General features: G+C 28.6%; 17 protein-coding genes. 2 read left to right on the forward strand and 15 right to left on the reverse strand.

The window, feature by feature from the left end; translation table 11 throughout:
• Positions 1 to 54: 54 nt before the first annotated feature.
• A complete protein-coding gene (locus tag ACTG48_RS14585; RefSeq protein WP_479917232.1) occupies positions 55 to 972 on the forward strand; it encodes a ribonuclease Z in 918 nt (305 codons plus the stop codon).
• Positions 973 to 1,080: 108 nt separating this feature from the next.
• On the opposite strand, the gene ACTG48_RS14590 is transcribed toward ACTG48_RS14585, so the two are convergent.
• Positions 1,081 to 2,415 (reverse strand): CoA-disulfide reductase, encoded by a 1,335-nt coding sequence (locus tag ACTG48_RS14590; RefSeq protein ID WP_479917233.1) that lies wholly within the window; start codon positions 2,413 to 2,415, stop codon positions 1,081 to 1,083.
• Positions 2,416 to 2,754: 339 nt separating this feature from the next.
• Here ACTG48_RS14590 and ACTG48_RS14595 point away from each other — a divergent pair, with 339 nt between their 5' ends.
• Positions 2,755 to 4,143, forward strand: a complete 1,389-nt coding sequence (locus ACTG48_RS14595; RefSeq protein WP_479917234.1) for a cation:dicarboxylate symporter family transporter — start codon at positions 2,755 to 2,757, stop codon at positions 4,141 to 4,143.
• 175 nt (positions 4,144 to 4,318) lie between these two features.
• Here ACTG48_RS14595 and ACTG48_RS14600 read toward each other — a convergent pair whose 3' ends face one another.
• The 14 genes from ACTG48_RS14600 to ACTG48_RS14665 form a co-directional block, all read right to left on the reverse strand.
• Positions 4,319 to 5,527, reverse strand: coding sequence for an alginate O-acetyltransferase AlgX-related protein (locus ACTG48_RS14600; RefSeq protein ID WP_479917235.1), 1,209 nt, complete (start codon positions 5,525 to 5,527; stop codon positions 4,319 to 4,321).
• 16 nt (positions 5,528 to 5,543) lie between these two features.
• Complete coding sequence (locus ACTG48_RS14605) at positions 5,544 to 6,962, reverse strand: MBOAT family O-acyltransferase (protein ID WP_044213747.1); 1,419 nt, start codon at positions 6,960 to 6,962, stop codon at positions 5,544 to 5,546.
• 17 nt (positions 6,963 to 6,979) lie between these two features.
• Positions 6,980 to 8,056: a hypothetical protein gene (locus tag ACTG48_RS14610; RefSeq protein WP_479917236.1), complete on the reverse strand. Its 1,077-nt coding sequence runs from the start codon at positions 8,054 to 8,056 to the stop codon at positions 6,980 to 6,982.
• A 10-nt stretch (positions 8,057 to 8,066) separates the two neighbouring features.
• Positions 8,067 to 10,373, reverse strand: coding sequence for a glycosyltransferase (locus ACTG48_RS14615; RefSeq protein WP_479917237.1), 2,307 nt, complete (start codon positions 10,371 to 10,373; stop codon positions 8,067 to 8,069).
• 4 nt (positions 10,374 to 10,377) lie between these two features.
• On the reverse strand, positions 10,378 to 11,334 hold the full coding sequence (locus ACTG48_RS14620) for a glycoside hydrolase family 5 protein (protein ID WP_479917238.1): 957 nt from the start codon (positions 11,332 to 11,334) through the stop codon (positions 10,378 to 10,380).
• A gap of 330 nt (positions 11,335 to 11,664) precedes the next feature.
• A complete protein-coding gene (locus ACTG48_RS14625) occupies positions 11,665 to 13,413 on the reverse strand; it encodes a DUF4091 domain-containing protein (RefSeq protein WP_479917239.1) in 1,749 nt (582 codons plus the stop codon).
• Positions 13,414 to 13,470: 57 nt separating this feature from the next.
• Entirely contained in the window at positions 13,471 to 14,280 is an 810-nt protein-coding gene (locus tag ACTG48_RS14630) for a carbohydrate ABC transporter permease (protein ID WP_021385501.1), read from the reverse strand.
• Positions 14,281 to 14,295: 15 nt separating this feature from the next.
• Complete coding sequence (locus ACTG48_RS14635; RefSeq protein WP_021385409.1) at positions 14,296 to 15,213, reverse strand: carbohydrate ABC transporter permease; 918 nt, start codon at positions 15,211 to 15,213, stop codon at positions 14,296 to 14,298.
• Between the two features lie 96 nt (positions 15,214 to 15,309).
• The gene (locus tag ACTG48_RS14640) at positions 15,310 to 16,602 is read right to left on the reverse strand and encodes an ABC transporter substrate-binding protein (protein ID WP_479917240.1); all 1,293 of its coding nucleotides are present in this window, start codon (positions 16,600 to 16,602) and stop codon (positions 15,310 to 15,312) included.
• Between the two features lie 404 nt (positions 16,603 to 17,006).
• A complete protein-coding gene (locus ACTG48_RS14645; protein ID WP_479917241.1) occupies positions 17,007 to 17,747 on the reverse strand; it encodes an SIS domain-containing protein in 741 nt (246 codons plus the stop codon).
• A gap of 2 nt (positions 17,748 to 17,749) precedes the next feature.
• Positions 17,750 to 19,009 carry a PTS ascorbate transporter subunit IIC gene (locus tag ACTG48_RS14650; RefSeq protein WP_479917242.1) on the reverse strand — a complete coding sequence of 420 codons (1,260 nt, stop codon included), beginning with the start codon at positions 19,007 to 19,009 and terminating at the stop codon, positions 17,750 to 17,752.
• A gap of 133 nt (positions 19,010 to 19,142) precedes the next feature.
• A complete protein-coding gene (locus tag ACTG48_RS14655; RefSeq protein ID WP_021385399.1) occupies positions 19,143 to 19,421 on the reverse strand; it encodes a PTS sugar transporter subunit IIB in 279 nt (92 codons plus the stop codon).
• 12 nt (positions 19,422 to 19,433) lie between these two features.
• Positions 19,434 to 21,353, reverse strand: a complete 1,920-nt coding sequence (locus ACTG48_RS14660; protein ID WP_479917243.1) for a BglG family transcription antiterminator — start codon at positions 21,351 to 21,353, stop codon at positions 19,434 to 19,436.
• 189 nt (positions 21,354 to 21,542) lie between these two features.
• On the reverse strand, positions 21,543 to 22,067 hold the full coding sequence (locus tag ACTG48_RS14665; protein ID WP_021385431.1) for a hypothetical protein: 525 nt from the start codon (positions 22,065 to 22,067) through the stop codon (positions 21,543 to 21,545).

Below are 22,067 nucleotides of genomic sequence, written 5' to 3' on the forward strand. Positions count from 1 at the left end.
ATATTATAATAAAAACAAACAACAGATTTGTGTTAATTTTAGAAAGGGGAAAAAATGATAGATTTAACTTTACTTGGATGTGGTGGAAATGTCCCTATGCCAAACAGATTTCTATCTTCTGTATTCATAAATTATAAAGGTAGAAAAATACTAATTGATTGTGGTGAGGGCACTCAGGTATCCATGAAGCTAAAAAAATGTGGCTTTAAAGATATAGACTTGATTTGTATAACCCATTTACATGGTGACCATATATTTGGACTTTTAGGACTTCTATCAACTATTGGAAATAGCGGTCGTACAAGTGATTTAACTATAATTGGCCCAGTTGGAATAGTTGATTGTATTCGTTCTATGAGAAATTTAGTAGAATATATACCATATACTTTAAAAATTATAGAGAATCCTCAAGGCAGTTTTTCTTTAGATAATGAATTTTTAAGAAATGTAGAAATTTCAACAATTGATTTAGAACACTCCATAGAGTGTTTAGGATACAGTTTTAATTTTAGAAGAAATCCTAAATTTGATATAGATAAGGCAACTAGAAATGAAGTTCCTAAAATGTTATGGAAAAAGCTACAAGAAGGTCAAAATGTAGTTTTAGATTCAAAAAAATACACCCCAGATATGGTTTTGGGAGAATCAAGAAAGGGAGTTAAAATAAGTCTTACAACTGATACAAGACCTATAGAATCAATACCAGGCTTTATAAAAGATAGTGATTTATTCATATGTGAAGCTATGTATGGCGATGATTTAGACATATCAAAAGCTGTTAGAAACAAACATATGACTTTTAGAGAAGCTGCAAATCTTGCAAAATTAGGAAATGTTAAGCAACTTTTACTAACACATTTTAGTCCATCATTAGATATGCCTAGTATGTACTTAGAAAATGCTACTAATGTTTTTGAAAATACTCTTCTTGGAGAAGATAGACTAAGTTTGCATTTAAATTTTGATGAATAATTCTGTTTATCTTTATTGACAAAAAATTAGGAATGAATTTTACCTTTATGAAATATTGCAGAGTAAATTCATTCCTTTAAGTACTTGTTAGTCACAAATTAAATGATATTATTTAGATACATTTCCAGCCACATTTAAAACATCCCATGTTCTTGCAAATGGTGGAGCATAACACAAATCTAACATTCCAAGCTGATTTGTAGTCATTTTCCCAAAAATAGCAGCAGCCAGTACATTTGTTCTTTGAACAGCATCCTTAAACCCAGCCACTTGTCCTCCTAAAATAACTTTTGTATCTGCATCATAAACAAGCTTTACATATATTTTATTTCTTCCTGGATAATAGTGTGTTTGATTATAATCAGAAATAAATTTAGATTTAACATTTATGCCTAAATCTTTAGCTTGTCTTTCTGTAATTCCAGTTGAAGCAGCTTCCATATCCATAATTTTTATACAACTTGAAGATAGTGAACCTTGATAAGAAACTTCTCTCCCTCCTAGGTTTTCTCCTACTATCCTACCTAATTTATTAGCTCCAGTTGCTAAAGGTACATATACATTTTCATTACTTACTATATTCTTTATGGTCGCACAGTCACCAGCAGAGTATATATCTTTTACAGAAGTTCTTCCGTACTCATCAACTACTATAGCTCCATTTTTTAGCATTTCTATATTAGTGTTTGACAAAAACTCTGTATTAGGTCTTACACCAGTAGCAATTATTACTACATCCGTATCTATTTCCCCTTTATTTGTTATAACTTTTTCTACTTTATCTTTTCCATACAGTTCTACAACCATTTTATCCAAGTGCAATTTAACATCATGTCGTCTTATTTCTTCCTCTAACACATCTGTAATTTCCTTATCAAATACTTGAGGTAATATTCTATCTTCCAATTGAATTACATGCACATTTTTGCCTAACTTCTTACATGCCTCAACTGCTTCTAATCCTATAAATCCAGCACCTATTATTGTAACTCTTTTATTTTCTTTATCACTTAAAATCTTTTTTAGATACTCTCCATCGTATAAACTTTTTAACATAGAAACATTCTTCAATTCTACATTTTTTATAGGAGGCATAATACTTCTTGCCCCAGTTGCTATCATCAATTTATCATAGTAATCTTCATGTATTTCACCTGTTTTTACGTTTTTTACTTTTATTTTCTTAGATTCACTATCAACCTCAACAACTTCTCTAAATATATTTAAATCAATCCCAGACTCTCTAAGTTTTTCAGGTGTTCTTGCTAATAAGTCATTAGCATCATCAAAATATCCACCAACAAAATATGGCAATCCACAAGCACCAAAAGATACTATCTCTGTTTTTTCGTAAACAACAACCTCATATTCAGGTTTTATTCTTTTTAATTTAGCTGCAGCACTCATCCCAGCTGCAACACCACCAATTATTATTACTCTCATTTTATCTCTCCTTTGATGTCTAATTAATTTCTTTACTTATTTTGAGCTTTTCATTTGATATATATTCTATGTACACATCTTTATCATAAATCAAAGTTATTTTTTTCACATTATTTTGTTTGAAATCAAATTTTATAAAAGCTATTTTATCTTTTCTTACCCCAATTCAAATTCTTTAAACACATATTATACCCTATTTTTCTGTATTTAATCACATTTCTGTAAATTAAATTAATTTATTCTATTTTAGTAAATTATGATATAATATTGACATTTTTTTAATATATTGATATTATTTAGACTTAGAAAAATTTATTTTTAGATAAAGGAGAAAAAATATTGGAAAGTTCATTCTTATCACAATTTCTTATGATTACAAATTTTAAAACGATTTTTTTTATAATCTTACTTCTAGGTACATTCTTTATTGTTAGACAATTTGAAAAGAAAAAAATCAAATTTTCATTGAGAACAATATATGCTACAATACTCGGACTTATATTAGGAATTATAATTCAAGCTTTTGCTGGTTTTCCTAATGATACAACTCAAGTCACTTGGTTACAGGAAGTAAGTAAATGGTATAGTCTATTTGGTTCTGGATTCATGGACTTATTAAAAATGTTAGTAGTACCTTTAGTTTTCTTATCAATTATAAAGGTAATTATTAATATGAAAGATAATAATCTTGGAACACTTACATTTAGGTCTTTAGGTATGCTTCTTACTACTACTGCTATAGCTGCTATTGTTGGAATTGTAGTTGCAAATATAATGAAGTTAGGTGTAGGAGTTAATCTCCCTGCTTTAGGAGGAAATCAAGAGCTTAAAGAAATAAATTCTCTTGTAGATACTTTAAGAGGGTTACTACCATCAAATCCTGTAATGGCTATGGCAAATGGAAATATTGTAGCTACAATAATATTTGCTACATTTATAGCTACATCAATAAAGAGATTAAGTAAAAAACATTTTGAAACAATAAAACCATTTATAGATTTTATAGAAGCATCTTACAAGATAATTGTAAGTGTATCTATGACTGTTATTAAATTTATGCCTTATGCTGTGGTTGCTCTACTTGCAAATACAATAACTTCACAAGGTATTAGCTCAATAGTATCTGTTTTACATTTTATATTAGCACTTTATATATCAGTTGCAATATTATTTGTTATACATTTGATTTTTATAACTCTAAATGGACTAAATCCCATTACTTATATAAAAAATTCAACTGAAGCCCTACTTCTAGCATTTACTTCGCGTTCTAGCTTAGGAACATTGCCTGTAACAATAGAAAGCCTAGTACAAAATCATGGAGTTGATGAGGGTGTATCAAGCTTTACAGCAAGTTTAGGTGCAAATATGGGTATGAATGGTTGTGCAGGTATATATCCCGCTTTAATGGCTGTTACACTTGCAAATATGGCTGGTGTAAACATGGATATGAGTTTTTATGTTATGTTGTTAATAGTTATAACAATTAGTTCTTTTGGAATAGCAGGTCTTCCAGGAACTGCTACAATGGCAGTTTCAGTTGTTATATCTGGAGTTGGTCTTGGTTCTTATTTCCCATTAGTTGGTGGTATACTTGCAATAGACCCTATATTAGATATGGGACGTACAATGATAAATGTTAATGGTGCCATGGTATCATCAATTACTGTAGGAAAATCACTCGGAAAAGTCGATAAAGAAGTATTTAGTAAAAAAAATATTTCTTAAAATAAGTATGGAAATAGATGAGGCTGTCTCAAAATAGAGACAAGCCTCTTTTTCATTGTTGAAATAATAAAAATATATTTGATTTCATACAAAAAAGAATGCCTCATGAACTAAAAAGTTCATTTTGAGACACTCCCATTTATTTTTTATTTTATTAGAAAATTTATTTAAAAACTTACTCACAAAATGGAAAGAATTCTTTTGTAAGATTTTGAGGATATACAGATATAAAAACAAAGTCATAGTCTTGAGACTTTGCATATTCCAATATATCTCCATCATAATATCTAGGGTCTATCATATCTATAGTTGAACAAACAGAGGAAAAGAAGGCTGCTGTTGGTACAATTAAAGAGTCTTTAACAAATAGCACTTTTAATCCTTCTGGATTTTCTATATTTTTTATCTTAACTAATGGTCTATTTCCCAATAAATATGTAAAATACTTATCTGATTGACCATCCATTAAATTAAGGTCTGCATTAAAAGGATATGATAATATCAAACTCTCTTCAAATCTGCCTTTTAATTCAAATTTTTGCGATTTAGAATCTGTATAATAAGTATAATTGGTCTTAAATTTAGGATAAATCAATGTAAAATCATCTATCCCACCATATAAAATACCTGTCTTTCTTCCCATAGAACCAAGAAATGATTTAGGGTATACAATTGAATTATAATTTTCCTTATCTCTATAATAATTATTTCTGTCTAAATTCATATTATATTTTTTATTAAGTTGCTCAACTAGTTCTCCAAATGCCCAAAAAGAAGTTTCTACTTTCCAGTGATGGTCTGTTTTAAAAAATAAATCATCTTTTGGAATACCGCTTTTTAAAATATTTTCCCTAAAATCAATATAGTCCACATTGTACTTTTTGAGTTGGCTTAAAAAATTATCTGCGGTCTCATTGCTGTAAGAATAAGGTATCCCTTTTGGAAATTTTGTCACTCCTTTTACATACTTATCTGGAGTCATTAAATAAACTAATTTCGTGTCTTGTTTTTCCATTTCTTCAGAAAATTTTCTTACCCTATCTGCTAGTACACCAACTTGATTTGGAGCTTTAGCAAAATATGTATAATGCATTTTACCTGAAGTATCCTTTACAACACTAAACTTTGAAAACTCATTTTTACCCATTAACTTTTGTAAATATCCATAAGTTTCAATAAATGTATTTTTATATATTACTTTATCATTTACTGTATTATCAATAGATGATATTGTATCTTTTAAACTATTTCTCTTAGCAACTGAATTTTTTATTTCATGTATCATATCTTTTCCAGAATAACAAATATTAAAGATAGAGAAAGCGAATAAAACAATTAAGAACATAATTGCAGTTATTAATCTTACTTTAAAAAATCTATTCATACTTTTCCCCCCTTAACTAAAAATTAAAATAAATAAATGGATTATAGCTTCCAGTTACTAAATATGTCACAGAAATAAAGAACAATAGAATAGCTGATATTGGATAAAATACATTAAATAGCATACTGTATTTAGCTTGTTCAACAACAAACTTATTAATTTTCTTTGCAATAGGCACACTAAAAATAAACGCAAATATAAAGAAAATCCAGTATTCTTTTAAAAACATATATGTATAATCACTCCAAATAACCCCACTTCCTCCAAACATAGCTTTAAAATAGTTATATGCTTCTTTTAAATTGGGGGATCTAAATAATACCCACCCAAAATTAACTACTAATAAAGTATAAATATGTTTTATAAAATTATGATTTTCAATCTTTTCAAACATTATAAATCTCTCTATAATTAAGAAAACAAAATTTAAAATTCCCCAAATTACAAATGTCCATTCTGCTCCATGCCATATTCCAGTAAATAACCACACTATAAACATATTTCTAATCATAATATCTTTATTTGCTACTCTAGAACCACCAAGTGGAAAGTATATATAGCTCTTAAACCACATTCCTAAAGAAATATGCCATCTTCTCCAAAACTCAGTGATTGATTTTGATATATATGGATAATTAAAGTTTTCTTCAAATTTAAAACCAAACATAAGACCTAAACCTATAGCCATATCCGAGTAAGCAGAAAAATCAAAGAATATTTGCAAGGTATAAGCTATCGAACCAAGCCATGCAAGTGATGCAGCTATTTCTCCTTGACTATTCATGGTATAAATATAGTCCGCTACTATAGCCATGTTATTTGAAATTAATACCTTTTTGCCTAGACCTGTTATAAATCTACAAGTCCCAATAGAAAACTTATCCCAAGTCTCTTTTCTATTAAGAATTTGCTCTGCTACACTCTCATATCTAACTATAGGCCCTGCTATTAATTGAGGGAAAAAAGCTATATAAAGTCCCACATAAAAAGGATTTTTTTGAACTTCTCCATGCCTACGATAAACGTCTATAACGTAAGACATTCCTTGAAATGTAAAAAATGAAATTCCTATAGGTAAAACAATACTAGGTATAGTCAATTCAGTACTAATAAGTTCGCTAATATTTCTTAGTGCAAAAGCTAGATATTTAAATATAAATAAAACACCTATATTATATACACACATTAAAACTAGAAAAATTTTCACTTTTATTTTACTTTCCCTGTATCTATCTACTAGTAAACCAAATATATAATTCATTATTATAGAAGCTATCATAATAACAACAAATTTTGGTTCTCCCCAAGCATAAAAAAATAAACTAACAACTAGTAATATCATATTTTGTATAGTTCGATTAAATCTAAACACATAATACAATACCAATGTTATCGGTAAAAAATAAAATAAAAAAATTAAGCTTGAAAATAACACAATCTAACCTCCTCTCTTTACTTAGTTTTTGAATGTTTTTTCCAATACAAATAAATCCCAAAGCATATTATTACTAAAGATATAAATAAAATTTGAATAAATATTATGCTATTATTCATAAAGTTTATTTTTTTCATATCTTGTACTGTTGGCGATTGTTTAGGTGATACTAATGTATATGGAACACCATCTTTATCTTTTTTATTAATACTCCAAGATTGAGTTAATGTTATTTTTTTGCCGACTTTAAATTTATCATTAACGTCAACTTGTAAAATAATTTGTCCAGGTTTGGCTTTATCACTTAACGTCAACTTACCTTTTTGAGATATATTTACACTATCTTGTTTTTCTATAAGAGAATACTTAATCTTTGAATTATTTTCAAGACCTAATACATTGTACTGACTTATACTTTGACCCAATACCGGTATTTGTACTTCTTCATCTCCAGTTATTCTAATATTATGCAAAGATTCTAATTTATCCTCGACTAACAAAGATAACTTTCTTATAGTAACAACATTATGTCCTTCATCAGATGGGATAAATGTAATTCCCCAATTAACAATATTTGAAAGCATACTCGAATCCAGTAATACATTACTTTTATCATTTATAAAACTATTAAAATTTACATAAATTTTACCTTCAAATTCTCCTGGCACTTCTATACATCCATCTTTTATTTTATCTGAATATATTATATTTTTATCTTCAAAAAATACTTCACTACCTTCTTTTAATCTAAACTCAAGCATATTTTTATTTTGTATGCTTAAATTTATTCTCTGAGAGCTTTTGTTTTTATTTTGAATCTCAATATAAAAATTATGGTACATACCCCAATTTTCTTTTATATTTTGATAAATATATAAATAACGTTCCTTATCACTCTTAGAATCATCTGTTTCTATTTTTATACCTGTATCTTCATGTGTAATATTAGAACTTATATTATTCTCTATCTTCTTAAAAGATAAATCTAAGGTTTTGTCACTTGTTGCTGAACTTGTAAAAGTAGCGTTTATAAAGAAAATAAACACCAAAATAAGATATTTTACAGAACAAAAAAACACTTTTAAAGTCTTCATTTCATCTCTCCTAAATATATTCCATGGGTTCAAACTCATCTTTGCTTTCTTCTTTCTTTTTACTAGGTTCTGAAACAATAATTGTCTTATTTTGTAATATCCAATCCATCATTTCATTTCTTAAAAAGAAATTTTGCATTATACTGTCAATGTTATTCACTTTATATAAAATGCCTCTTTCATCAGTTTTCCCCTCACATAAATCACATTCTAATACAATATTTTCATTAATTTCCAAAGCTATTTCTTTAGGATAAATATTTTTATTTTCAAAATTTAATAATACATATTGATAATTAAAATTTACTATTCTTAATTTACCTATATCTTTTATATCTATATGAAAATTCATATTAATTCTTGGGCTTCTTCGTGATAGTGTTCTGTTTTTTTCAATACGTTTTTTTAGGTTAATTTGCAAATCATCAAAGAAACCTAGTTGATTCGATATTGTCATTGGCAAAGTAGGTATTCTATCATGAACAATACACATCCAGTTATCTACTTCATTGTCTTCAATATGTGTAATATAAGCTGCATATTTCCATTTTGAATTCACTTCTACAACATTAACAACCTTTGCTTTCATATTAGCTATATACATTTCGTTTCCCGATTTTTCTCTAAACTCTACCTCAAACTCTTCTTCTGGAGAAATATATTCTGGGTTTTCTAATAAAAACGCAAATCCATTTTCTGATATGTCAATTGTTTTTGAAGAAAGAGCATAAGAATTTTGCTTTAACTTAAAATTAATTTCAGCAATATAACGCTCAGATTTTCTTAATTGTTGTCTTCCTGATATAAATAATGTAGCCATAACAAGATTAAAAAGATTTCCAATTAGCCAAAATAAAACAACTGAATATGTCATTGAACCCACTTTAAATATTGATGTAAACATTTTTAAAATTCCTATTATAGATAACACTATATAAATAAAATACGGTATTCCCTGTAAAAACTTATACATTCTATTATCTTCTAATTTATCCTTATTTGTCACCGAAAATTTATTTTTAGATATTGCAAACGTTTCAAGTATTACCGATGGCATTAAAGACTGAAACATTATAGTTTCATATATATTAGTCCATCTAGTGTTCCTTATATTTTGAGAAAATATTTTAAGAGACAAGCTACTTAAAATATACATTGGTAACCAAAATATTAATACTTGAAGTAATGTACATTTTACTACAATCACATTAAACACAGAAAATAAAATAGGTGCCATTATATATACAAAGCGTTTTATACTTGCATACCAATAAGTAATTGAAGAAATATAACTTATTTTCTGCCAAAATCCTAAACCTCTTCTAAATAAAATATTTAATCGTCTACCAGTTTGTATGCACCCACGTGCCCATCTTTCACGTTGCTTAATAAGACTTTTTAAGTCAGTAGGAGATAAACCTGATGCATGTACTTCCGGAATAGCATAGCATCTGTATCCCTTACTTTGAATTAATATACCTGTTGCAAAATCTTCTGTAATAGAATAAGTATAAAATCCATCAACTTCCTCTAGAGCTTCTCTTGAAATAACTGTATTACTACCACCATAAATTACAGAATTTGTCCTATTTCTAGCTAATTGAATATCTCTATAAAAATAGTCTTGCTCATTTGGAATTCTACCCTCAGAGTGCAAATTAAATTGGAACAAATCTGGATTATAAAAGCTTTGTGGAGTTTGTACAAAACCAACCTTTTCATATGTCTCTTTTTCTCCATCTTTTTTAGCCTGCTCATTTTTCAAAAAGTATGGTACTGTAGCAATCAAAAAATCATGCATTGGTATCATATCTGCGTCAAATGTAGCAATCAAAGGAGAGTTTGTATGTTGCATTGCATTATTTAAATTCCCAGCTTTAGCTCCTTCTCTTTCCGTTCTAGTTATATAATTCACACCCATTTTTTCTGCTAGAATACGCATTTCTTCACGATTACCATCATCACATATATATATATGTACCTTTTTCTTATCTGGATACTGCATATGAACACATCCATTTATGGTTTTTCTCACCAAATCAACAGATTCATTATATGTTGCAACAAATACATCCACATGAGGGTAAAGTTCTTCACTTATAATGGGCTTTTCAGGATACTCAATCTTTGACATACCATAATAATGCACAAACATTTCCATCATTCCTATTATCTCTACAAAAAGCAGTATTATGGCACATACTAAAGCAAACATACCTTCTTCTTTAGGAACTGTATAAAAAATTCTCCATAATATATATATTATATTGGTAATAATAGTTAAAGTTATAAGTATTTTTTTTGAATTTTTCTTCATAAAATCACCTCTTTTCTATTAACACATTTAATATATCTTCATCCCAAGTTCCATCATCCTGATTATATATTCCAAACCCAGAAGCAAGTTCCCAATAAGCCCATGAAAAATTTCGTTTTTCAGCTTCTTCTCTTACTGCTTTTATCCAAGCTTTTCTCGAAGCTTCTGGTGCCTCTTTTGTTATTCCAAATTCACCCAAAAAAACTTTTACTTTATTTTTATTTGCCCACTTCTCTACAGTGTCAAATCTTTTCTTTAGGTAGCTCATCTGTTCATCTGTTCCTTCCCAAGTAATATTACTCAAGTGTTCAAATCCCTCATGATAGACATTTCCTTGGAATGCAAAATCATTTGGTTCATAATAGTGAAAAGAAACTACTATATTAGAATCTTTAGGAATATTTAATTCTTTTAAATAATCAATTTGATAAAAATTGTATGGACCTACTATGATTGTTCTTTTAGGATTATTTTTTCTAATTATATTTATTGTTTCTTCAATGTATTCATTTAATAACTGTGAAGATAGATTCTCTTTAGGCTCATTTAACAGTTCAAATACCAATTTTTTATCATACTTTTGATACCTATTCGCTATCTGTTTCCATATTTTTAAAAACTTCTCTTTATTGACTTCTGGCTCTTTCATAATTTCTTCAAAATGATGTAAATCCAAAATAACTGTTAAATCTTTGTCCAATGCATAATTTATATGTCCATCAATTTTCTTGAAAAATTCTTCATCAATTTTAAAATCATTAGAACTTGATGTATAATCAGAAAACCTTATAGGTATACGTACTGTATCAAAACCAGCATTTTTTATATCATCAAAAAATTTATTTGACATTTTTACATCCCAGAGAAAATCTTTCGGCGATTCCAACGCATTACCTATATTTATTCCTCGTTGCATCATAACTGAATCACTATTTCCTTTTATTCTAAAATAAAATACCATAAAAACTATACTAAAAAAAAATATTATAACAATAGCTATTTTTTTTATTTTATTCCCCTCCTAACAATGTTATTTTACAGATAATATTATCAATACCCTATTATATCAAATTAAATTATATCATGTTATATCTAATTATTGTTATTTATAGGTTCTGTCTTGAATATAATTTGAAGATATTAAATACAACTTGAAAAACTAAAGGGGCTGTCTCAAGACAGAGATAGACCTATTTTTCATTGTTGAAATAATAAAAATATATTTGATTTCATACAAAAAAGAGTGCCTCATGAACTAAATAATTCATTTTGAGACACCCCCTTATATTTTTTATAATCCTTCTAATAAATCCAGTACTTGTTTTTTAACTTTATTGTATCCACAATTATCAAGTGAATATCCAAGTTCTATATTTCCAAAGCCTTTAATTTCAGCATTTTCTTTTTTATTTAATAGTTCTTGCATAAGTTCAACTTCTATATACTCTCTGCCCTTTTCTTTTTCTAGCATAGTAAATAACTCAAAATCCTGTATTCCAAATCTTAAATTCTCCATTCTAACACTTCTAACTGGCTTTAAATCTTTTCCAGGATAAACAAAGAACATATCTCCAGCCTTCCAAATAGGGAATTTGTAACTTGCATCTTTCCAAGGGTCTTCCGTCCATAAATTGTAGTCCCATCTTAAAAATCCATCAAGACCAAAATAATAAGTATACCATCCTATTATTCTATTTTCAACAAAAGGAGAACTTATAAAACTATTTGGCTTCTCTGGAAAACAGCATACAAACCAAGTCAATATTCCGCCCTTGTCATTAATCTTTTTCTTTAACTTATCTATATCCTTATAATTTTGAATAGTAAGCTTTAAGTTTATTGACATATCATCAACTTCGTCTTGACCTCTATCTAAAAAGTTTTGGTCATGTGTTGCTGACTTGTACTTAACTCCATGCTCTCCTATAGTGGAGTTTATAAACTCGATACACTCTTTCACTACTTCTGGATTATTTGGTTCATCAGCTATAATTCTAACTCTATCCCATAATCCATTTTCTATTAAATGATTTAAAACTAGTCCTATATATTCTTTTAAATCTTTTGTATTATTTATAAACTTAAATACTTTGTCATTTTCATCATAATATCTTACTCTTATAGGGTCTTTATATCCTTCTATAGGGTTTCCAAACTCACCAGCACACCAATTACCCAACAAACCAAATAAATCTATCTCCTGAGCCATTTTATGTTTATTAGCTATATCTATATATCTGTCCATACTTTCAAAATTGCACTTAATCTTTCCATCTAGACCTTTTGAAACACTTACCATATTGTATTCATATAAGTTTGATGGATTTTTATAAACTTTGTAACAACTTTGTCCTGCCCATGGATAATCTGAAACTATAACCGTTGTAACTTTTTCTCCTAAAGAAGCTAATTCTTTTAAATAATTATCAATTATTTCAAAATGTATATCAGACCATAGTTCAACCTTATACATTCTAGCTAAACAACTTGGATGTTGCCATAAATCTAAAAAGAATCTACTTTCATCCAAAGGCTTTAATACAACATTTTTTACTTCCACAGGAACATTAATTGTGCAAACTCTCTCTTCATCTTCATACCCAAAACTTTTGAATACATCAATACCTATATTAAAGCTATTTTCTATAAAGTCCTCAGGTGCTTGACCTTCAACCCAAAACATTTGAGGTAAATGTTGTTCTACCAATACATCTTTATCTCTCAAAATAGCATCATTTACAAATGCTTTTGTATCGTCTTGAACATACCCCATTATATTGATACTAAAATCATTTTCTAATTCATTAGGTACATTTAATCCAAGTCTTACTCTATTTCCAAGACCTTTCCATGATATAGCACTACTTGCATCAATTGTACAATTAAATTCTTCTGTTGCTTTTAGCATAATTTGAAAAGCAAACTTCTCTCCCTTAGCTACTACAATGTTTAAGTCTTTATGTTCCCAAGTATCATCCTCTATAACTGAATATTTATTGTGTTTAAATGTACAATCCTTCAATACATATGAAATCTCCATATTTTAAACTCCTCCATATCTACATAATTCTGCCCTATATTTTTTAAATTAAAGTAACTAACCCTTTATTCCAGACAAAGATACCCCTTCCACAAATTTACTCTGTAAAATCAAATAGAAAATAAATGGTGGTAAAAATGTTATTGTTGCACCTGCCATCATTTGCCCATAGTTTGTTATCTGGAAAGTCTTAAGAGTAGACAATCCAACTGTCAATGTTCTCATTGTATCTTTAGTTGTCGCTATAAGAGGCCACATAAATTCATTCCATGCTCCCATAAAAGTAAATATTGCTAGTGTAATTAATGCTGGCTTGATTAGAGGCAACACTATTTGTATTAAAATCCTAAGGTCTGAACAACCATCTATTTTTGCTGACTCCAGTAGCTCTTTTGGAACTCCTAAAATAGCTTGTCTCATTATAAATACACCAAATGCAGTTGGTATTGGCATAATAAGTGCAAGGTAACTATTTATCCACCCTAAATGTTTCATTATTATATAAAGTGGTATCATTGTAACTTGAGATGGTATAATTAAAGTCATTATCATAAATAAAAATAATTTATCACTACCTTTAAAATCCATCTTTGCAAAAGAATATCCTGCCAATGTGCTAAATACCAAATTTAATAATACACCTGAGAAGGATACTATAGCTGTATTTAAAAAGTATTGTGCAAATCCTTTTTTAGTAAATATATCTATATAGTTTTGAAGGGTTACTGTTGAAAAAGATATATCTAAATTATATGAATTATATGTTACCTTTAAGGATATTATCAACATGTATATAAAAGGTACTAAGCTGGCACATGCTATAAATAATAGCAAACCATCACTCAATAATCTTCTTGTCGTTTTCATCTTGTACCTACCTTTCTAAATATCTGAACTATCTCGTTTTACAAATTTATTCTGAAAAATAGAGACTACAGCTATCAACAAGAATAATACATTTGCTACAGTCATTGCATATCCAGAATTAAAATTTTTAAAGTTTAAATTAAAAGCATGCATAACTATACTCATAGTAGATATACCTGGTCCTCCACCAGTTACAGTATAGATTAAGTCAAATACCTGTAATGACCATATAGTACCTAAAAACACAACCATTATTGTTGTTGGTTTTAATAAAGGAACCGTTATTTTCATAAATTCTTGAAGTTTTGTGGCTCCATCGACCTTTGCCACTTCATAACAATGTTTTGGCAAATTCATTATCCCTGAAATATAAATTACCATAAAATAACCTATATTTTTCCACATAGATATAAACATAAGTGTAGGTAGTGCAGTCTTACTATCTCCTAAAAGTTTAGATGACTCTATTCCAAAAGCACCTAATACTTGATATACAATTGAACCTTCTCCATTTAGTAAAGCTCTCCATACCATACCTATCAAAACCATAGATGATAATACTGGTATAAATATCGCACCTTTAGCAAATGAAGCTATTTTACTATTTCCCTTTCCAGTAATCCAAACTGCCAAAACCAATGATAAAATAGTTTGGCAAGGTACTACAATAAGAGTAAATTTAATTGTATTTATAATAGATACTTTTAGTGTTTCATCTGTAAATAATTTTTTATAGTTTTCTAAACCTATAAAAGTAGCTGGACTAATAATATTGTACTTTGTAAAACTAAAATATATTGACATTATTATTGGTATTACATAAAATGCTACTAGAATTATACCTAATGGCAATATATAAATATATGGTTTAATATTTAATCTTGTTTTTTTCTTTTTTGAATTTGCTTCAAAATCCCTAACTAAGTTTTCCATTTTATCCTCTCCAATATAAATATTAGCATTGTACTTATGATACAATGCTAATTTTATTCTGCAAGATACTATGAAACGTCTTACAGCCGTAAACTTTTATTGTGCTAATAAATCATTTGAATATTTTGCAGCATCATCTAATGCTTGTTTTGGCGTTTTATCACCTGAAATCATTGTTTGAAGTTCTTTCCATAAATATTCATATATTTCAACTCCATGAGGTCCTACAACCAATGGTCTATATATATCCTTGTCATTTTCAACCATTTCTTTGAATCTTTCATCACCTTGATATGGTTCACCTTTTGTTATTGGTGCTCTTGGTATTGCTTTATGGAATTCTGTCATTGATTCAACACTTAACATGTGCTGTATTAGTTTATATGCAAGTTCTTTATTTTTTGCTGATGACATTAAAGATAGATGGTCTACTGCTCCAAAAGTCGCAGCTTTCTTATCCTCTAACCCAGTTACAAATCCCCAATTTAAATCTGGGAATGATTTATCAAATACACTTGTTGCAGCAGAAGATAGCATTACTGTAAATGCTGCTTTTCCTGGTCCAAATACACTTTCTATTATTTCATTACTATCTTTAGATAAAGAATCTTCAGGCACATATGCTTGTAATTCTTTTAAGAAATTCGCTGCTTCTAAACCATTTTTATTATTAAACTTAACTGATTTTAAATCATCATTATATATATCTCCACCAGCTTGCCATAAATAAGGGTACCAGTTCCAATTTAAGTTACCGAAAGTTTTAGCTCCCCATCCTTGAGCCAATCCCCATTGGTCTATCTTTCCATCACCATCAGTATCTTGTGTTGCTTTTTTACAGATTCTTTTAAAATCTTCCCATGTTTTAGGAGGTTTTTCTCCTATTTTTTCTAAAATATCCTTGTTATAATACAGTACACCTGGATTTGCTGCTTGGAATGGCATTCCATACATTCCACCCATCATTTCAGATGTCTTTATATAAATAGATTGTTCCTTATCTTCTTTAGTTGCATAATTAGTCAAATCTTCTACTGCTCCACTTTGTATAAACTGTGGATACATTTCTGCATACATGTATCCTACATCTGGACCTTCATCAGCACTTATAGCTGTTGCAAATTTTTCAGAATAATTCTCCCAAGGAATTATCTGCAAATCTACTTCACAGTTATTCTTTTCCTCAAATTTATCTAAAATAGGGTCCCAAACTTCCTTCATATTGTCTTCTACTGGTGGCATCCAAAGAACTAGCTTTTCTTTTTCTCCATCCTTTTTTGAATCTTTTCCATTTCCGCTTGAACACCCTGTTATAAGTGTTGTAGTCATAATTGCCACCATAGCTAGTGAACATAATTTTTTTAACATACCCACTCTTATTCCCTCCATCTTATTTTCTTTTTCATTATAATTCTACATATTTTTATTCCATTTAAAATATTATCAAAGCATGTATTTATTGTCTAATCAGTTTTTTCTATGCATTTTTTTTTATTATAGTTTTTTTCTATGACAACGTTTTCTAAAATTCCAAAAATAATATTTTACCATATCTAATCAGTCAGTAAATAAGGTTTTATCTTCATTTAATACCATTACTCAACAATAAAGGAAGTGTCTCAAAATGAATTTTTTAGTTCATGAAGCACTCTTTTTTGCATGAAATCAAATATCTTTTTATTATTTCAACAATAAAAAGAGGCTTATCTCTATTTTGAGACATCCTCTTTATTTTATACTACTTATTTATATTGTTATAATACTTTAGAATTTATTAAAACATATTATTCACCTTAATACTCATAGTGAATTACACTTTTATACTCCTCAAAAATCTTCTTATTTAATTCATCTCCACCATCTATATTTGCACTATAAAAAATTGGTGGATTCTTTAATCCTCTATCAACTAACTCTTGTGTAATTTGAGCTATAATAGAATTCATTATAGTAGTTGCAATTACAGTAGAAGTTGGACTAACTCTTTGATTTAGACCATCTATTTCTACACAGGCATCTCCCTTTTTACCGTGATTATCTATCACCAAATCACATACTTCATAAAGATTTTTTCCTGAAGAATGCCTTGAAGATACGCTCTTTGAGTAACTTAAATTAGTTATACATATTACTATTGCATTCTTTTCTTTAGCCTCTATAGCAAATTCTATACTTACTGGATTTCTACCAGATACCGAGTGAACTATAACTACATCTCCTTCTTTAATTGGAGTCTTACTAGATAACGCTGAGCCATATCCTTCTAATCTTTCCATCTTACTAGTATGAGTTATAGGTGATGTATCTAGCATTAAGGATTTTGCAAATACCGGATTTATAAGAACACACCCACCTGCTCTGTAGAACAATTCTTCTGTTAGTATTCCTGCATGTGAAGCACCAAAAGAAAATATTGCTTTTTTATTTTCTATTGCTTCAACAAGTATTTGTACTGCTTTTTCCATATTAGCTTTTTCTTCATTTTCAATTATATTGATTAATCTTTTTATCTCATTTATGTATTTAAATTCCATATCTATAATACTCCTCCAAGTAATGAACCTATAAACTTACTGATTATTCCAAATAGAGAAAGGTCGTTACCTCCAAATATTAGTATCCAGTTTTGAATAGTCCCTGAGTAAATTACAGCAGATATTCCTACTAAAGCTACCATAAATATTGCAGCTACAGCTGTACCTATTATAGCTCCACGTATACCACCTTGAGATTCTCCTATTACAGCTGCTGCTCCACATTCAAAGAATGAAGTTATAACAAGTGGTATAAGTAACATATTAAATACATTAAAGTAGTTACATATTAAAATCATAGCTGTAGATGTTAACATAGCAACTAAGAATCCTATTAATACAGCATTAGGCTTATAGTTAAATAATATTGGACAATCAAAAGCTGGTAGTGCATTTGGTACAACTTTTTCTGATATACCTTGGAATGCTGGCATTATTTGATTTATTAACATTCTTACACCATGAAGCATTATTATAAGACCTGCCCCAAAAGAAAGACCTTGTTTTATTGCATATGTTCCAATAAACTCATTAGTATCTTTAAACGCATCTGGTATCACTATTCCAACAACTATAAACATTAGAAACACTGCCATTCCTCCACTTATAGATATTTCTCTAAAGAATGATATACTTTGAGGTATGTTTATATCTTCTGTAGATTTTTCTTTATTTCCTACTAACTTTGCAATAAATCCAGATATAAGTGCTAAACAACCCGATGGATGACCTAGTGTAAACGATTCGTCTCCAATAACATCAAATACATACTTTCTTAATAACCATGGCATTATTGACCAATAAAGAGCTGATAATACTGCTGCAAAAGCGATTAATACTCCACCACTTAATCCCGCTTCAACTCCTGATGCTACAAATATAAATGGGAACCAGTAAAGCATGTGGCCTGTTAAAAAGATAGTCTTAATAGGTGTAAACCTCGCTATCATTAAGTGAAGAGCTAGACCTACAAACATGGCTAAACCTATAATACCTCCATAACTTGCAGTAAAAGTAACATCACTTAAACCTTTTGTTACTGCACCACCACTTATACTTTGGAAAGCTCCATTAATTGGTGCTATTGAGCTAACTAACATACCTGTTCCAGTCTCCATAATTATGATTCCGAAAGCTGCAAGTAATGACCCTTTTATAACATCCGATGCTTTCTTTTTCTGTAATATAAGACCAAATGCTGCTATCAATCCAATTAACATAGATGGATTACGTAAAATATTATTTGAAATAAAATCAAGCATTATATTTTTTTAGTGATAGGTCAACTATTTAAGTTTTCTAACACTAAATTCCTCCTCCCCTTATTACTACTTTTACTTTTAATAATCTTTTATTTTTTGTTACTTATTTTAAATTTACTTTTGAAGATTTACACTATTTCTTATCATTTAAGAAAGCTTGAACAACTTCTTTAACTTCTGATAAGTCCATATACTTCTTAACAGGATATACTGGTACATTGCAAGTTCCTTTTAATTCGTTTAATAGTTCTTGACTTGTAAATATACAGTCACAATCAGTTCCTCTAGCTGAGTTTATGTCTGTATTTTCTACTTCCCCCTCTATATCTAACTGTTTTAGAACCTTTTGTATTGTCATTTTTAATACCATTGATGAGCCTACACCAAATCCACATACTGCTAATATTTTCATTTTTCATTCCTCCTAATTTTGTCTATTTATAAGTTCTAGTATTGAACTTTTATCACTGTTAAGTATCAACTTTATATTTTCTTCTTCATACATCATCTCTGATAATGATGCCAATGCTCTAATGTGAGTAGTATTATCTATGGCAGCTAATACCATGAATATGTTTACTGGCTTTCCTAATAAGTCAACTTCCTCTTCCACTATAAGTAAAGACATGGCAAGCTTGTTTACCCCTTCTTTAGAACTTGCATGTGGTAGAGCAAATCTATCAGCTAAAACAATATAAGGTCCATATTTTTCAACTGATTTTATCATATTTTCTATATATAACTCTTCTATAGAGTTATCTTCCAATAAAGGCTTTGATGCTATTTTTATTGCCTCCTTCCAATCTTTAACGCTACTTATTATGTTGACTCTTTCTTCATTAATTAATTCCTTTAACATTGGTTGATATATCTCTCCTTCATCTATCTTGTGTATTATGTTTAATAAATCAGACTTTAGTGCTTCTTCATTATTAATAACTCCATTTTTTCTTATAGCCTGTATTATTAGTTCAAGATTGAAATATTTATCATTTTCTTTTACACTTGTTAGTTTGTTCATAAGTAATTGAATATCTGATGCTGTTAAAAGGGGATTTACAACTATTACATTACTTACATCTTGTATATCTATGGTCGTAATTATGTAATCGTAGTATACTTTTACTTCTTTTAATTGCTTAATGGACACTATTCCCACTATTTCTATAGTTGGTATATATTTGTATAACTGTATTTCCAAGCTTTTTGATACCATAAGACCATTAGGACAAACTAGCAAGACTTTATTTCTTCTTAGACCATTATCTCTAGAACCTCTTAAGTATCCACCAAAATAGGCTGCTATAAATCCTATTTCTTCTTCCCTTATCCCCTCAAATACAGGAAACTCTTCTTCATTCTCTATAATTGATTTTATAATTTTATAAAGTGACTCATGTTTATACTTAGTCTCATCTAGCATAGGATTGCTAATAGGAAACTTAAATCTTATTCTGTTGTAAGAAGAATGTAGGTGCCTTAAAATATTTTTTTTAAATTCATGCTTACTTTCTAATTTTATTGCTGTATTTACTTCAAACTTGTCTATAAGTTTATCTACATATTCTTCAACAATATCTTCCTTAACTTCATTATTTAAACTAGGAAGTGAACTTACATAAGTACACATATAGGCCTGTTCATTTTCATTTGCTTCTTCACATAAAAGGTCTTTACAATTATTAAAATAAGCAATTTTTTTGGCTTCATTTAGATATTTATATGAGTATAATGTTTTCCCATCTCTTATTCTTTTATTTACAAATTCTGTAAACTTAGTTAGATTTAATAAAGAGTAATCTGTAAGGTTTATACATCCTTTTGTATCAAATCTAGTTACTTCCTTACTTATACAATTAATTTCTAGTACATTTTCTTGTGTAAGTAATAAAAATAGTTCTCTAATAACGTATTCATCACCTATAATTTTGTATTTTCCATTGTACTCTAATTTCAATCCCATTGTTTGAAGGTATTTTTTTACATCTGTTATTGTTTGCACTACTGTGTTTTTTGAAAGTAACATTTCATTTGTTAGTTTTTCTATTGATATTTTTTCACCAAGTAATATTTTGTTTAATATAAAAATTTTTCTATAGTCACTATCTAAAAATTTATCTTCTTCGGTTGAAATTATTTTTCTTGCATTAACTAAGTTCCCTTCAAATGTAAATTTATGTTTTATATTTTTTATATTACCATTTTTTCCTAGTTGTTCATTTATAGCTAAGATATCATAATAAATAGTTCTCTTTGATACATTAAACTTTTCTTGTAATTCTTGTGATGTTACATTATTGTTTTTAATAATAAAACCTAATATTTTTTTAGCCCTCTCTTTCATACTACCTCCTTAATTTTATTATCTATATTTTCTATATATAATTCCATACCAAATAATTGCACATGATTTAATATTATTTTATACTTTTGCACATTTTAACTCTGTTCTAAAATAAATGCTAATAAAAAAGAGCTATCGCAAATCATTTAAAATCATTTGTACGACAGCCCCATTCTATTAACTTAAAATTTATTTTTTAGGTCTAAGTTCATTCTTATCTCTTTTTACTTCTTCTAATATTTCCTTCAAATTGTACTCAACACTAGAAAGCACATCTTCTGCATACTCAATTGACCCAATTCTTATCTCATTTGCTATTCTTTCAGCTCTATCAACTATCTCCTTAGCTCTTTGGTCTGCTTGAACAACAGGTTCACTTGATTCTACGTATGCTTTTACCACATCTTCAGAATTTTTCTTTAATTCTTCTATATTCTCATGATATTCTTGTTGTATTCTTTCAGCTTCTTTTTTTGCTTGTTCAACTATATTTGCAGCATCTTGCTTAGCTTGGCTTATTATTTTATTTCTTTCTTTATTAATCCATACTGCTTGTGTTACTTCCTCTGGTATCAAAGTTCTTATATCGTTAATTATAGCCAAAACTTCGTCTTTATCTACAGTACATTTATGTGAGAAAGGAATTGTAGAGGCACTTCTAAACATCTCCTCTAACTGTTCAAATAGTTCAATCATTTCTAAATCTATCTTCAT

Source organism: Clostridioides sp. LIBA-6822, from assembly GCF_056688955.1.

Coding starts and splice junctions, on each gene's coding strand:
- ACTG48_RS14660 (WP_479917243.1), bottom strand. CDS start 21,353: ATGAAAGAGAGGGCTAAAAAAATATTAGGTTTTATTATTAAAAACAAT.
- ACTG48_RS14630 (WP_021385501.1), bottom strand. CDS start 14,280: ATGAAAACGACAAGAAGATTATTGAGTGATGGTTTGCTATTATTTATA.
- ACTG48_RS14620 (WP_479917238.1), bottom strand. CDS start 11,334: ATGGTATTTTATTTTAGAATAAAAGGAAATAGTGATTCAGTTATGATG.
- ACTG48_RS14610 (WP_479917236.1), bottom strand. CDS start 8,056: ATGAAGACTTTAAAAGTGTTTTTTTGTTCTGTAAAATATCTTATTTTG.
- ACTG48_RS14590 (WP_479917233.1), bottom strand. CDS start 2,415: ATGAGAGTAATAATAATTGGTGGTGTTGCAGCTGGGATGAGTGCTGCA.
- ACTG48_RS14645 (WP_479917241.1), bottom strand. CDS start 17,747: ATGGAATTTAAATACATAAATGAGATAAAAAGATTAATCAATATAATT.
- ACTG48_RS14650 (WP_479917242.1), bottom strand. CDS start 19,009: ATGCTTGATTTTATTTCAAATAATATTTTACGTAATCCATCTATGTTA.
- ACTG48_RS14665 (WP_021385431.1), bottom strand. CDS start 22,067: ATGAAGATAGATTTAGAAATGATTGAACTATTTGAACAGTTAGAGGAG.
- ACTG48_RS14615 (WP_479917237.1), bottom strand. CDS start 10,373: ATGAAGAAAAATTCAAAAAAAATACTTATAACTTTAACTATTATTACC.
- ACTG48_RS14585 (WP_479917232.1), top strand. CDS start 55: ATGATAGATTTAACTTTACTTGGATGTGGTGGAAATGTCCCTATGCCA.
- ACTG48_RS14625 (WP_479917239.1), bottom strand. CDS start 13,413: ATGGAGATTTCATATGTATTGAAGGATTGTACATTTAAACACAATAAA.
- ACTG48_RS14640 (WP_479917240.1), bottom strand. CDS start 16,602: ATGGAGGGAATAAGAGTGGGTATGTTAAAAAAATTATGTTCACTAGCT.
- ACTG48_RS14655 (WP_021385399.1), bottom strand. CDS start 19,421: ATGAAAATATTAGCAGTATGTGGATTTGGTGTAGGCTCATCAATGGTA.
- ACTG48_RS14600 (WP_479917235.1), bottom strand. CDS start 5,527: ATGAATAGATTTTTTAAAGTAAGATTAATAACTGCAATTATGTTCTTA.
- ACTG48_RS14635 (WP_021385409.1), bottom strand. CDS start 15,213: ATGGAAAACTTAGTTAGGGATTTTGAAGCAAATTCAAAAAAGAAAAAA.